Source organism: Arthrobacter sp. D3-16 (assembly GCF_054408515.1).
The window spans coordinates 2,430,225-2,444,337 of sequence record NZ_CP096437.1; the positions used below are offsets into that span (position 1 = coordinate 2,430,225).

At 66.1% G+C, this 14,113-nt stretch carries 11 protein-coding genes; 4 read left to right on the plus strand and 7 right to left on the minus strand.

The features are described 5' to 3' along the window. Window positions 1–9 precede the first annotated feature (9 nt). Complete coding sequence (locus tag M1D32_RS11650) at window positions 10–528, plus strand: DinB family protein (protein WP_458778835.1); 519 nt, start codon at window positions 10–12, stop codon at window positions 526–528. Here the strand turns inward: M1D32_RS11650 and cydD are convergent. Genes cydD through M1D32_RS11665 form a run of 3 tightly spaced genes read right to left on the minus strand, consistent with a single transcriptional unit; the run spans window position 510 to window position 6,742 of the window. Next, entirely contained in the window at window positions 510–4,040 is a 3,531-nt protein-coding gene (gene cydD, locus M1D32_RS11655) for a thiol reductant ABC exporter subunit CydD (protein ID WP_458778836.1), read from the minus strand. The genes M1D32_RS11650 and cydD overlap by 19 nt on opposite strands. 3 nt (window positions 4,041–4,043) lie before the next feature. Next, on the minus strand, window positions 4,044–5,093 hold the full coding sequence (gene cydB, locus M1D32_RS11660; protein WP_458778837.1) for a cytochrome d ubiquinol oxidase subunit II: 1,050 nt from the start codon (window positions 5,091–5,093) through the stop codon (window positions 4,044–4,046). 44 nt (window positions 5,094–5,137) lie between these two features. Then, the gene (locus M1D32_RS11665; RefSeq protein WP_458782176.1) at window positions 5,138–6,742 is read right to left on the minus strand and encodes a cytochrome ubiquinol oxidase subunit I; all 1,605 of its coding nucleotides are present in this window, start codon (window positions 6,740–6,742) and stop codon (window positions 5,138–5,140) included. Between the two features lie 273 nt (window positions 6,743–7,015). On the opposite strand from M1D32_RS11665, the gene M1D32_RS11670 reads away from it, so the two are divergent. Continuing rightward, a complete protein-coding gene (locus M1D32_RS11670; protein WP_256247476.1) occupies window positions 7,016–7,402 on the plus strand; it encodes a BlaI/MecI/CopY family transcriptional regulator in 387 nt (128 codons plus the stop codon). Window positions 7,403–7,408: 6 nt separating this feature from the next. After that, on the plus strand, window positions 7,409–8,401 hold the full coding sequence (locus M1D32_RS11675) for a M56 family metallopeptidase (protein ID WP_458778838.1): 993 nt from the start codon (window positions 7,409–7,411) through the stop codon (window positions 8,399–8,401). A gap of 63 nt (window positions 8,402–8,464) precedes the next feature. Here the strand turns inward: M1D32_RS11675 and M1D32_RS11680 are convergent, their stop codons facing one another. Next, the gene (locus M1D32_RS11680; RefSeq protein ID WP_458778839.1) at window positions 8,465–10,573 is read right to left on the minus strand and encodes a DNA gyrase/topoisomerase IV subunit B; all 2,109 of its coding nucleotides are present in this window, start codon (window positions 10,571–10,573) and stop codon (window positions 8,465–8,467) included. A gap of 254 nt (window positions 10,574–10,827) precedes the next feature. Here M1D32_RS11680 and M1D32_RS11685 point away from each other — a divergent pair, with 254 nt between their 5' ends. Next, a complete protein-coding gene (locus M1D32_RS11685; RefSeq protein WP_013600696.1) occupies window positions 10,828–11,049 on the plus strand; it encodes a DUF7455 domain-containing protein in 222 nt (73 codons plus the stop codon). Window positions 11,050–11,221: 172 nt separating this feature from the next. Here M1D32_RS11685 and M1D32_RS11690 read toward each other — a convergent pair whose 3' ends face one another. From M1D32_RS11690 to M1D32_RS11700, 3 genes are all read right to left on the minus strand, one after another. Then, window positions 11,222–12,538: an RNA polymerase sigma factor gene (locus M1D32_RS11690; protein ID WP_458778840.1), complete on the minus strand. Its 1,317-nt coding sequence runs from the start codon at window positions 12,536–12,538 to the stop codon at window positions 11,222–11,224. Between the two features lie 254 nt (window positions 12,539–12,792). Beyond that, window positions 12,793–13,092 carry a DUF4192 family protein gene (locus M1D32_RS11695; protein ID WP_458778841.1) on the minus strand — a complete coding sequence of 100 codons (300 nt, stop codon included), beginning with the start codon at window positions 13,090–13,092 and terminating at the stop codon, window positions 12,793–12,795. 12 nt (window positions 13,093–13,104) lie between these two features. Continuing rightward, window positions 13,105–14,067 carry a DUF4192 family protein gene (locus M1D32_RS11700; RefSeq protein WP_458778842.1) on the minus strand — a complete coding sequence of 321 codons (963 nt, stop codon included), beginning with the start codon at window positions 14,065–14,067 and terminating at the stop codon, window positions 13,105–13,107. Window positions 14,068–14,113 lie beyond the last annotated feature (46 nt).

Consider the following 14,113-nt stretch of genomic DNA (forward strand, 5'->3'; position numbering starts at 1 on the left):
ACTGCTCTCATGCCTATCGTGCCTGATGAAAAGGACTGGACCTGGGTCCTCACCCGTCCCTGTCCGGAATGCTCGTTCGATGCCTCCACTGCCACGCCCTCGACCGTCGCTGGCAGTATCGGGAGCCTGCTCCCCCGCTGGCGCGCCGTGCTGCGGCGGCCTGACGTGGCCGAGCGTCCCGACGACCACACGTGGTCCGCTTTGGAGTATGCCTGCCACGTCCGCGACGTGTTCAGCCTTTTCGACCAGCGGTTGAACCTCATGCTCGATTCGGACCACGCACGGTTCGACAACTGGGACCAGGACCAGACGGCCATCGACAAGGACTACGCCAACGCCGACCCCGCCGTGGTCAGCGCCGAGCTCACGGCCGAAGGACAGCAGGCGGCGGAATCATTCGCGGCAGTCCGGGAGTCGGAGTGGGGACGCAAGGGGCTGCGCAGCAACGGCTCGGAGTTCACGGTCCTGACGCTTTCCCAGTACTTCCTGCACGACGTGGTCCATCACCTTCACGACGTGGACGGCTGATCCCCCGCCAACGACGCCACAAGGTGATGACCCGGTGGAAAGCCGTGCTCTGCGCCTTCCTTGCCGGTACCGGGCGCAAGCACCATGCGTGCATCCTCGTCCCGGATGTCGGCCGGGTTGTGCGTCACCAGCACCACGGTGCGGTGGCGCAGTCCCTGCCGCAGGTCCGCCAGCATGGCCCGGGCCGACTCTGCGTCCAGGTGGGCCGTTGGCTCATCCAGCAGGATCACTTCCGCACCGGTCATCAGGGTGCGGGCCACAGCCAGGCGCTGCCGCTCCCCGCCGCTGAGGAATGCCCCGCCGGGACCGATCCGCGTGTCCAGGCCCGCAGGCAGCCGCTCCAGCAGTCCAGCCAGGCCAACCGACGCCAGCGCAGCTGTCATCTCTCTGTCGGCTTCTTCCCCGCTTCCGGCAGTTCCATTACCTGAGCCGGGCCGGCCCAGCAGCAGGTTTCCCCGGATGGTGGAATCAAACAGGTGCGCTTCCTGGGGGCACCAGGCAGCCCGGCCGGTAACTCCCACCCGTCCGGCGGCAACCGGCAGGAAGCCGAGCAGCACCGACAACAGCGTGGACTTTCCCGACCCCGACGGGCCGGTGACGGCCAGCCACCTCCCGGGTTCCGCCACGGCGTCCAGGCCGGAGAACACGGGAGCACCCCCGGGCCAGGATGCCGAGAGGGCTGCCAGTTCGACGCCGGGAAGGCCGCCCGGGCGGGCAGGAACAGCCTGCAGGCCGTCACCATCGGCCCCGTCAGGATCACGGTGCCCGCTGTGGTCCCGGGTATCCGCCTCCAGCGCCCCGGACGCAGCCACGCGCTCCATTACCGTCCGCAGCGCCGGGAACTGGCGCGCGGCCGTCGTCGTGGCTGCGAACGGCTCCACCAAAGCGAGGAGCAGCAGGACCACCACGGCCGCCGTTGCCGGCGGGAGCTGGCCGGCGAGCACGGCCGGACCCGCCAGCCAGGCGGCGCCGAGGGCGGCGGCACCGCAGGCCGCAGTGGTGATGGCCTGTCCCAGGCCGTCAGCCCAGGCCGAACGCTGGGAAGCCTTGGTCGCTTCGCGGTCCCGGGCGCGCAGTTCGTTCAGCACGCGGGAAGCTGCGCCGTTGGCGTGGAGCTCGGCACGGGCGTCAAGGGCTGCCGAAACACGGCGCAGGACCTTGGAGCGGAGGAGCTGTTCGGCGGTGGCGGACTTGCGGTCGCCCCACAATGCGACCCCCGGAGCGAGCAGGAGGCCCGCCACGCTGGCGGCGATCACGGCGGGAAGCGCGGCAGGCACCAGCAAGGACGTGGTGACCAGGGCCAGAACGGAAACCGCGAATGCTGTGACCGGCGGCAGGACAACGCGCGGCAGGAGGTCGCGGACGGTATCGACGTCGTCAATCACGGTTCCGAGGACGTTTCCGCCCTGCAACAGGCGGCGGAGCGGCAGCGCCCGCCGGCTCAGGGACTCCCAGAGCCTGCCCCGCAACTGCGTAAGGGCAGCAAACACGGCGTCGTGCAGGAGGAGCCGCTCGCAGTAGCGGAGCACCGCGCGGCCGATTCCGAAGAACCGTACCCCAACGATCGCGGTCAGCAGGTACAGGATGGGTGGCTGCTCGCTGGCGCGGATGATGAGCCAGCCGGACAGCCCGGACAGGGCGACGGCGAAGACCGCCGCCAGGGTGCCCACCAGGGCTGCGGCGGCGAACTTGCCCCGAACGGGCGCCAGGAGTGCGGCCAGCAGCCGGGCGGCACCGCGCTTGCATGCGTCCAGCTCTCCGGCGCTTGCGGCGGGAGCCTCTGCAGGGCCCCGCTTGGCACCCGCGGGCGGAAGGGCAGCAGGTGCCGCCACGTTCGGCATCACAGTATCCGGGCGGGGTTCGACGATGCGTCCCGGCTGGGCGGCAGCCACGGCCGTCATGCTGTGCCCGGCCACCGGCACCAGGTGTTCCGCGAGGGCGCGGGTGCGGTCCTCGTGCGCCACCAGGATGACAGTTACCTGTCCCCGGAGCTTCCTGATGGCGTCTTCGACCAATGCTGCCGAGGCATCGTCCAGGTGCGCCGTGGGCTCATCCAGCAACAGGACGGTGGCGCCGGCTTCGATCCGCGCCAGGCCGCGCGCGAAGGCCACGCGGCGGAGTTCTCCCGGGCTCAGCTCGGCAGGGTGTTTCGCAGCAAGGTGTGCGGCTGCGGCCCGGGCCAGGCAGGCGCGGGCAGCAGCTTCCGCTCCGTGGCGCCTGTGGTCGCCTGTTTCAAGGCCGGAGCCGGCCGACAGGTAGAGCACGACCTCGTCGAGTACCGTCTCCGCCACCATGACCGGATGCTGCGGAACCCAGGCAATTTTGCTGCGGTCCAGGCCCGTGATGGTGCCGCTGACCGTGGTGCCTGTTCCGTGGCCGATGGTCCCGGCCAGTATGCCCAGCACCGTGCTTTTGCCGGCGCCGCTGGGTCCGTCCAGCGCGGTGATCCTGCTCTGCGGTGCGCTGAAACTGAGCGGTCCAACGGCGGGCAGGGACCGTCCTTCATAGCTGACTGTAAGGCCGCTGACAGTTATGGGTGCGCCCGGCCTGCCGGCCGGGGTCGTCCGGAGCGGCTGCGGCTCCGGCGCGTCAGTCACTGCAGTTGTTTCGGCGAGCGCCACCCGGCCATCGTCACTGGCATGGTGGGCGGTGCCCAGTTCGCGCAGCGGCAGGTAGCAGTCCGGTGCGAGGATCAGGGCCAGCAGGCCGGCCTCCAGCGGCATGTCGCCGTGGACCAGCCGGACACCGATGAAAACAGCCACCACGGCTACGGAGATGGTGGCGACGAGCTCCAGGGCCAGCGCCGAGAGGAATGCAGTCCGCAGTGTTCCCATGGTGCGGGCACGGTATTCCTCGGAGATCTCCTCGAGCGCCCTGCGCTGCGCGGTGGCCCGTCCCAGGCCCACCAGGACCGGCAGTCCCTTGGCGAGTTCCAGCATGTGGGTGGAGAGCCTGGCGAGGGACGCCTGCGCCTCACGGACGTTGTCCTCGGTGTACCGGCCGATCAGCACCATAAACAGCGGCACCAGTGGAACGGTCAGGACGATGACTACAGCACTGACCCAGTCGGCGAAGAGGATGCGGGCCCCCACCAGGAGCGGGATGGCCGCGCAGTTCACCAGCGCGGGCAGGAACTGGGTGTAGTAGCTGTCCAGCGCATCCAGTCCGCGGGTGGCAAGCACTGCCAGTCCGCCGTCGGCCGGACCCGTGCCGCGGACGCCGTTGCGCAGCGCCCTTTCCAGCGAACCGGAACGCAGCTCCTCCTTGATGCCCAGGGCTGCCCGGCGGGCTGCCACTGCCTGCCCCCACACCGTGAGGGACCGCAGCACCACTCCCGCCATGCCGACTGCCACCTGGTCCGCCCAGGCCGGATTCCCCGCCGCGAGTCCGGCAAGAGCCGAGGCCACAGCCTGCCCGATCAGGACCAGGGACAACGCCTTGAGGGCGGCCAGGAGTCCCAGCCAGTAGATGGCTGAACGGGTGGCCGGGCCGGGCGGGAAAGTTGGACGCATATGTCAGCCCTTGGTGGTGAAGGCCTTGGCGGCGATGGCCGGCAGGAAGCTGTGGGCTTCCGGAATGTGCGCGGCACTGACCCGCCTTCGGAACACCCAGTAGGTCCAGGCCTGGTAGGCGATGACCAGGGGCAGGCCGAACGCTGCCACAACACTCATAAGGCCCAGAGTGTAGTCGGAGGATGAGGCGTTGGAAATGGTCAGGTCAAAAGCCCCGTTCAGCGTAGATGGAAGCACCACCGGGAACACAGCGCCGAAGATGGACGCCGAACCCAACGCCAGGAAAGCTCCCAGAGCCACGAAGGCCTTGCCTTCCGCGCCCTTGCGGGCCATGGTCCAGGCTGCAGCCGCCGCAGCAACCGCCAGCACGACCAGCGCCCAGGTCCAGGCCTTGCCGTCGAGGAACTGGATGCTCAGGGCCCAGCCCGCAATGGGCAGGAGCAGGACGGGAAGCAGCCGGACAAACCACTTCCGCGCACGGTGCCGCACGTCGCCGTCGGTCTTCAATGCCAGGAAGGCGAGGGCGTGTACCAGCGAGAACCCGACGACGGCGAGTCCGCCCAGCACTGCGTAGCCGCTGAACCAGGCGAGCGGCCCGCCTTCGCGGTCCCCGTTGGCGTTCAGGGGAAGGCCGGTGGTGGTCAGGGCCAGGGCTGCACCCACGCCGAAGGCTGCGAAGAAGGATCCCAGCGCGATGGCCCAGTCCCATCTGGCCCGCCACTGGTCCGTGTCCACCTTGCCTCGGTACTCGAAGGCCACGGCCCGGAAGATCAGGGCAACCAGTACCACCAGCAACGGAAGGTACAGGGCCGAGAACAGGGAGGCATACCAGAGCGGGAACGCGGCAAAGGTTGCACCGCCGGCGGTCAGGAGCCAGACCTCGTTGCCGTCCCAGACCGGGCCCACGGTATTGAGCAGGACGCGGCGCTCGGTGTTGTCCCGGGCGAACAGCTTCATCAGCATCCCCACGCCCAGGTCAAAGCCCTCAAGGAAGAGGTAGCCGGTCCACAGCACCGCGATGGCGATGAACCAGATGGTTGGCAGCAGTTCCATTCTTCGTTTCCTCTGCTCTTCTTTGGCGGGGACTATCTTCGGGGCTAGTAGGCGAAGGCCAGGACGTCGTCAGGAGTTTTTCCGCCGCCCTGCCCGCCCGGGCCGGGGGTAGCGTCCTCGTTTTCGTCAACGGGTGCGTGGACCAGTTCCGGCATGGCAGACACCACGCCACCCCGGATGTACTTGACCAGCAGTTTCACTTCCACCACCAGCAGCACCGCGTAGATGGCCGTGAGCGTGACGAGTGACGCCAGCAGTTCCCCTGCGGTGACACCGGGTGAGACAGCGGCCGCGGTGAACATAAAGACCTGGTCGATGCCGTTGGGATCGGGGTTGGGCGCCACCACAAAGGGCTGGCGGCCCATCTCGGTGAAGATCCAGCCGGCTGCGTTGGCTCCGAACGGGGCGAGGATTCCGAAGACGGCGAGGCGCATCAGCCACCGGGACTCGGGGACGGTTCCGTTGCGGGTGAGCCAAAGGGCCACCAGTGCCGCGAGGGCGGCGAGCCCGCCGAACCCGATCATCATGCGGAAGCCCCAGTAGGTGACCTCCATGACCGGAAGGTAGTCGATTTCCTGGCCGGCACGTTCGCCGTAGATGGGGTTGTCAGGCAGGTGCGTTCCGTAGGCCTCCTTGTACTGGGGCAGGAGGCTGTTGACGCCCTGGACTTCGGTGGTGAAGTCGCCCTTGGCCAGGTAGGAAAGGATGCCGGGGACCTCGATCAGGGCCACGATGTCGTCGCAATTCTGGGAGCCGAGGTTGCCGACGCTCAGGACGGAGAAGCCGGTGCCGTCGTGGCAGGCTGCTTCTGCCGCCGCCATTTTCATGGGCTGCTGCTCGAACATCAGCTTGCCCTGGAGGTCTCCGGTGAGGGCCGTTCCGGCGAAGGAGATCATGGCAACGACGGCGCCGATGCGAAGTGACCGGATCCAGACTTTGTGGTCATCCTTGTCACGGCCGGGGATGTCCGCTGCAGCACCTGCGATCACCTTGCCGCCGGCACCTACGGTGTCGACGCCGTCGCGCCGCCTCCGCCACAGGTGGTACCAGGCGATGCCGAGCAGGAAGCCGCCGGCGACGGCGAGGGCGCCGAACAGCGTGTGGGGAACTGCCACGAGTGCTGTGTTGTTGGTGAAGACTGCCCAGGCGTCCGTCATCACGGGCCGGCCGTCGATCATCTCCACACCGACGGGGTGCTGCATCCAGCTGTTGGCCACGATGATGAAGTACGCGGAGAACACTGAGCCCACCACCGCGATCCAAAGGCACGCAAGGTGGATGCCCGGCTTCAGCTGCTTCCAGCCGAAGATCCACAGGCCCAGGAAGGTGGATTCGACAAAGAAGGCCAGGAGCGCCTCGAGCGCCAGGGGCGCACCGAAGACGTCGCCCACAAAGCGGCTGTACTCGCTCCAGGCCATTCCGAACTGGAACTCCTGGACGATGCCGGTGGCCACGCCCATGATGAAGTTGATGAGGAAGAGCTTTCCCCAGAACTTGGTCATCCGGAGGTATTCAGGTTTTCCGGTGCGGTGCCACGCAGTCTGGATCACGGCCACGACCAGCCCCAGGCCGATGGTCAGCGGGACCATCATGAAGTGGTAAACGGTGGTGATGCCAAATTGCCAGCGTGCAATTTCCAGAGCGTCCAAAGCGTCCAAGGCGGTCCCTACTGTCAGCCGATGCAGGTTTTCTACGTTCTGTAGAAACTCTAACTTCTACAAAGTGTAGAACAACGCCCGTTGTGGAGTAAAACGCACTGCAGCACCCTCCCCCGGGTTCTCCAGCGGACGCGGGGCCCTTCTGTTCTACCCAATGTAGAAAGTGGCCGGGAATCGGGGTAAATTGGATCCTGTAGTTGGAACACACGCTTGAAGTCACCGCAGCCCTCCGGTTGCGGTGCGGGGAAACAAAGGAAAAGTGCAATGGCTAGTCTTGGTGAACTGGAACGGGCAGTGATGGACCTGCTCTGGGCGGGCCATGAAGCAGCCACCGCGAACACTTTGCGGGACCGGCTCGCGCAGACATCGGTGGGCCAGGATGGTGCCGCCGGGCACGAAGGCAAGGAACTCGCCGTCACCACGGTGCTCACCGTGCTGTCCCGGCTGGAGAAAAAAGGCTTGGTGGAACGCGAGCGGGGCACCCGTCCACACCGCTACCAGGCAGTGTCGAGCCGCGAGGACCACACCGCCGAGCTGATGCACGAAGTACTGGGGTCGGCTCCGGACCGCGAGGCCGTGCTGGCACGATTCATCGGATCCGTTTCCGAAGGTGAAGCCGAGACTCTGCGCAAGCTGCTTGGCCACCCCTAACGGACCATGTTCTGGGCCTCGTACCTGCTGGCGGTCCTTGCGATAGTCCTGGCGTGGCCGGTACCTATCCTCCTCTCGAGGGCGAACTGGCCCGCGCGCTCCCCCTTCACGGCCATGCTGCTCTGGCAGGCCATCGCACTGGCGGGCGGACTGTCCATGATCGGCGCCATGCTGGTGTACGGCCTGGAACCCATCGGCGATAACCTCATCGCCGGGCTTCGAGCACTGGCAGGCATGGTGCTTTTCAACGCCCCCACCACCGCCCTGGGCTTCTGGCATATCTTCGCGCTGTCCGCCGCGGCCCTGCTGACGGCCCATTTGGTGTTCACCCTGTTGCTGACGTACTACAAGATCGAACGCCAGCGGCGGCGGCACCGTGAACTTCTCGCGCTCCTTGCTTCGCCCTCCGCCGAAGGAACCAGGACCCTGGTCATCAACCACGATTCGCCTGTGGCGTACTGCCTCCCGGGCGGTGCGCGCTCGGTGACCGTGCTGTCCGATGGCCTGATGGCAGCGCTTGAGCCCGCTGAACTCCGTGCGGTCCTGATTCACGAAAACGCCCACCTGAGCCAACGGCACCACCTGCTGCTGTGGGCTTTCGCTGCCTGGCGCCAGGCACTCCCCTGGCTGCCCACCACCCGCCTTGCCCAGGAGTCAGTCAACTCGTTAATCGAGATGCTGGCCGACGACGTCGCACTCAAGACCGAAAGCAAGGCGACGCTGATCAAGGCCATTGCCATCGTGGCCAGCGGTTCAGCGGGGTCTGCCGGTGAGGCCGACCTTCGTTCCGGCGCGCCCAGCCTCGCCCTGGCCGGGCTGGATGCCGCAGCCGGCACGTCCGGCTCTGACTCGGCCCGCACCACTGCCTCACGCGTCAGCCGGCTGCTGTCCCCGCAGCCTGACCTGCCCGCCCCCGTCCGCAGCCTGGTGCTGGCAGGCTGCGTCCTCCTGCTGGCCCTGCCCACGGCCCTGCTGGTGGTGCCCGGCCTGCTGGGCTGACGCCCGCCGTCGTACTTCCCGCACAGCCTCGTGCACGGGCCTGCGGGCGCGGCCGCAGGCCCGTCAGGCGTCGATGCGCTCCCGGTCCAGGCTTGCGGCGCCGGCGATGATGAAATCCTTGCGCGGCGAAACATCCGAACCCATCAGCAGGTCAAAGATCTCCTCCGCCTGCTTAGCGTTCTCGATCCCCACCTTGCGGAGGGTACGGTGCCGCGGGTCCATGGTGGTCTCGGCCAGCTGTTCAGCGTCCATCTCGCCCAGGCCCTTGTAGCGCTGGATGGGCTCCTTGTAGCGCTTGCCCTCCTTCGCCAGCCTCGCGAGCAGCACGTGCAGCTCGGCTTCGGAGTAGGTGTAGATCATGTCGTTGGCCTTCTGGCCCGCGTTGATCACTTCCACCCGGTGCAGCGGCGGGACGGCGGCAAAGACCCGGCCCTCGTCGATCATCGGGCGCATGTAGCGGAAGAAAAGGGTGAGGAGCAGCGTACGGATGTGCGCGCCGTCCACGTCGGCGTCCGTCATCAGGATGACCTTGCCGTAGCGGGCGGCGGCGATGTCGAAACTGCGTCCCGATCCTGCCCCCACCACCTGGATGAGGGCCGCACACTCGGCGTTGGAGAGCATGTCCCCCACCGACGCCTTCTGGACGTTGAGGATCTTGCCACGGATGGGCAGCAGGGCCTGGAAGTCCGAGGACCGCGCCAGCTTGGCTGTTCCCAGCGCCGAGTCCCCTTCCACAATAAAGAGTTCGGAACGTTCGACGTCGTCCGTGCGGCAGTCAGCGAGCTTCGTGGGCATTGACGAGGTTTCCAGCGCATTCTTGCGCCGCTGCGTTTCCTTGTGCACGCGTGCCGAGATGCGGGATTTCATCTCGTTCACAATTTTTTCGAGGAGCAGGGCGGACTGCGCCTTGTCGTTCCTGTTGGCGGAGGTGAGTTTGGCGTTGACCTCGCGCTCTACGACCTTGGCCACGATCGCCCGCACGGCCGAGGTGCCCAGGATCTCCTTGGTTTGGCCTTCGAACTGCGGCTCGGCAAGGCGGACGGTCAGGACGGCGGTGAGGCCGGCGAAGATATCGTCCTTTTCGATCTTGTCATTGCCGGCCTTGAGCTTGCGGGCGTTGTTTTCCACCGCTTTGCGGAAGGTCTTGACGAGCGCCTGCTCAAAGCCGGACTGGTGGGTTCCGCCCTTGGGGGTGGAAATGATGTTGACGAAGCTCCGGACCGTGCTGTCATAGCCGATCCCCCAGCGCAGCGCCACATCCACCTCGCAGTCGCGCTCCACCTCCGCGAGCTGGCTGTGCCCCCGCTCGTCCAGCACTGGAACCGTCTCCTTGAACTTTCCGGACCCGTGCAGCCGCCAGACATCGGTGACGGCGGGATCGGCGGCAAGGAACTCAACGAATTCGGAGATGCCGCCGTCGTGGTGGAAGACCTCCTCGTGGGGTCCGGACTCACCGGGTGTTCCCGGGACCTTCCGCTCATCGCGGACCGTCAGTTTGAGGCCGGGCACCAGGAAGGACGTCTGCCGGGCCCTCGCGGCGAGTTCCTCGTAGGAGAACTTTGCGTCCGGGGTGAAGATCTGCCGGTCTGCCCAGTAGCGGATCCTGGTTCCCGTAACGCCACGCTTGGCCTTGCCCACCACGTCCAGCACCGAGTCGTCCACGAAGGCGGTGAACGGCGCAGCCGGATCAATCCTGGACCCGGTGTCCTTGAAGCGCCCGGGCTCGCCCCGGCGGAAGGACATCTTGTAGGTTTTGCCGCCGCGGTCCACTTCAACATCGAGGCGGGAGGACAATGCGTTAACCACGGACGCACCCACGCCGTGCAGGCCGCCGGAAGCAGTGTACGAACCGCCGCCGAACTTGCCGCCCGCATGCAGCTTGGTAAAGACCACCTCGACGCCGGTGAGCCCTGTTTTCGGTTCCTTGTCGATGGGGATGCCGCGGCCGTCGTCGTGGATCTCCACGGAGTTGTCCGCATGGAGGATGATCTTGATGTCGTGGCCGAATCCGGCCAGTGCCTCGTCCACCGAGTTGTCGATGATTTCCCAAAGGCAGTGCATCAGGCCGCGGGAGTCAGTGGAACCGATGTACATGCCGGGGCGCTTGCGGACGGCTTCGAGGCCCTCCAGTACAGACAGGTGCCGGGCAGTGTAATCAGAGCTTGGTGCCACTGGTGATGAACTCCTTCAGGGACGGAACAGCGGGCTGGAATCGCTCTTCCTAGGGTAGTCGGCCGGGCCCGGCAGTACCGACTGCCACACCTTCCGGGGCGTGTGCCCCGCGCCACGTGCCGCTCTCCCCGGACCCGTAATGCGATCTTGATTCATTCTTGCGGCTACGCGCACAGCGAACTTGTCCCATCCTTGCGATGGTTTTGTTACGAATGCTGGTTATATAGACGTACTGATCTACTAAGGAGGCCGACATGACAACAGCAGTGGCAGACCGCACACTCAACGCACTGGACCGGTGCGATCGTTGCGGAGCTCAGGCATATGTCCGGGTTGTACTGGAGTCCTCCGGTGGTGAACTGCTTTTCTGCGGCCACCACGCCCGTGCAGTTGAGGCAACGCTCAAGCCTTTGAGCTCCGACTGGCACGATGAGACGGGGAAGCTTCACGAGAAGGCTGCCGTAGAAATCGACTAGCTTGGCTGAAGCTGTTGGGACCTCACCGGAAGGTGGGGTCCCAATCTTTTTAAGGCCGAATTCTGTAACCGGCCCAAACGTCCTGTAGGGAGCCGGCAAAAAGGCGGCCCGCCGGTTACCGCTCCCCTAACGGGTACGGCAGCCGGCGGGCCGCTTGTGATGCGTTCTGCTTCTAGTCCAGGTAGTCCCGCAGCACCTGCGACCGCGAGGGGTGGCGGAGCTTGGACATGGTCTTGGACTCGATCTGGCGGATACGCTCGCGCGTGACTCCGTAGACCTTGCCGATTTCGTCTAAAGTCTTCGGCTGTCCGTCAGTGAGGCCAAACCGCATGGCCACCACTCCGGCCTCGCGCTCCGAGAGGGTATCCAGCACGGAGTGAAGCTGCTCCTGCAGGAGCGTGAAGCTCACGGCGTCCGCCGGGACAACAGCCTCGGAGTCCTCGATCAGGTCACCGAACTCCGAATCGCCATCCTCGCCCAAAGGGGTATGGAGCGAGATGGGTTCCCGGCCGTACTTCTGGACTTCAACGACCTTTTCGGGGGTCATGTCCAGTTCGAGCGCCAGCTCTTCGGGCGTAGGTTCGCGGCCGAGGTCCTGCAGCATCTGGCGCTGGACGCGGGCCAGCTTGTTGATGACTTCCACCATGTGCACTGGAATACGGATGGTGCGTGCCTGGTCGGCCATGGCACGGGTGATCGCCTGGCGGATCCACCAGGTGGCGTACGTGGAAAACTTGAAGCCCTTGGTGTAGTCGAACTTCTCCACGGCGCGGATCAGGCCGAGGTTGCCTTCCTGGATCAGGTCCAGGAACAGCATGCCGCGCCCCGTGTAACGCTTGGCCAGCGAGACCACCAGGCGGAGGTTGGCTTCCAGCAGGTGGTTCTTGGCGCGCTTGCCGTCATGGATGATGAATTCGAGCTCGCGCTTGTACTTCGGGTCCATGGAACCGTCGTCTGCATTGATCTTCTCTTCTGCAAACAAGCCGGCTTCGATCCGGAGCGCAAGGTCCACTTCCTGCTCGGCGTTGAGCAGTGCGACCTTACCGATCTGCTTCAGGTAGTCCTTAACAGGATCGGCGGTAGCCCCGGCGGACATGACCTGCTGGACAGGTGCGTCGTCGTCGTCGGCGTCGGAGTAGACGAAGCCCTTGCCGGAGCCGGCGGCTCCCTTGACGGGATCGGCCTCGGCGTCCTCCTCAACGACGTCAGGTCCTTCGAGGATGATCTCATCGAGGTCTTCCTCGACTTCTTCTACTTCATCGGCGTCCGTGTCACCGGCCGATTTCCCGGCCGCCTCAGCAGCAGCCTTCGCGCCGGGTTTGGGCCCGCGCTTCTTGGGCTCACGCTTGCCGTCCGCACCAGCTTCACCGGCAGAAGCCTTGTTGGCTGCCCGCGTGGCGGCCCGCTTGGCGTTTGTCGCAGCCTGCTTCTCCTCGGCGGACAGTTCGTCCTGGGCGGCGGGGTCCTTCTTCGTGGAAGACGGGGTCACAGAAAACCTTTCTAGCGGTGGTCTGTGGAATCACCATACGGGCAACACCACTATGACCCTGTCAAGTCCGTGGTGGAAACCAAGCGCCACCACGGCCGGCAGAGTCTATGAATAGAACTGCCGGAGCGGCTGTAATGTTCCCAAAAAGCGGTCACTACAAGCACTCGATACACGGACCCAACCGGGTCTCGGCATCCATTGTCTCACGATTTCCCCAAATGGGGCCTAACCCGCCGTTCCTGCCGTCTTCGCCTTCAGGCGGCGTCCGGTCCGAATTTCTGCCAGGCAGCCTCCTTCCGCGCCGCCCAGCCGCACAACGTACCCCGGCTGACCACTTCGAGCAGCAGCTCCGCGAGCCGGTAACCGGGCTCGATGCCAAGGGCCTCCCCCAGGTAGGCGGCGGAGTACGAGCCGCGTCCGCGGCACCATGCGATCCAGCCCCTCCCCGTCAATGCAGCCGCTGCCGGTGGCCCGCCCCACATCGCGAGATGCTCCAGGACGAGGTCGAGCGCGTCAAGGCTGTGCCATTGGGGAACGGCCGGCTTCTGCCCCATCAGCACATCACCCTAGCCCGGATTTCCATCCTGGCCGCCGGGCATCAGGAACTCTTCCCCGCACTGGTCCGGCAGCGCGGGGGACGGAGAACCAGAGCCATCCGCTGCGGATGGCACTGGTTCGGGTCCGCCGTGTTCAGTTCCAGGTGCCAATGGCTCCAACTGTCCGTCCGGACCGAAAATCCCGAACTCTTCGGCCCCGGCTGCAGCGGCTGTCTTCCCGGCCGCCGCCATAACGAGGACGGCGTCGCGCCAGGCCGGCACCAGGAGTGTGGCCCGCAGGAAAGCGTCCCGGTGTACCGACGGCCGATGCAGGTCCCCGGCCGGGCGGGCCAGCATCGCTTCCCATTGACCCAGCACCACGGCAAACTGCGGCCGGCTCTGCCGTCTCAGGTCCAGCTGGGCCGACCACACGGCCTCCGCTTCCAGCACCGCGGCTCGATGGAGGGCGGGAACGGGGCCGGCCGGCTGCCGCTGTTCCGGTGCCGGTCCAATGCTGCTTCCCCGGAACACCATCTCGGTGCTAAGCAGGCTGTCGCGGATTTCCTGGATGGGACGCCCCGGCAGTGGGCAGCATGCAACATCCAGGCACCAAACCTCCCGCCAGAAATCATCCCCGACATACCAGGCTTCCCGGACTGGCATCCGCGCCCTTTGCAGCATGGAGTCCAGGCCGGCCATCAAAACGTCGTACCGGGACGGCGACGTCGCGCCGCCATTGCTGGTGAAGACGGCCAGCAATGTGCCGTCAGCGTCCTTGTCCGCCTCGAGATAGCGCCGGACGGCCCGCAGGAATCTTGCCGGATTGGCCAGGACGTCAGGTCCGGGGAGGTCCAGCCGCAGGGTGGCCCCCACCCTTTTGCCCTGCAGCGTCATGGCCACGAGGCTCTGCGCCGGCCAGTATCCCAGCGAGTGGGGAATGAAACCCAGGATGTCTTCCGGGCCGCGGACTGTGAGCCGTTCTGGAGGTGTCATGGCTCCAGCATTCGCCGGAGGCGGGCCGCCCGACAGTAAGGGCGGC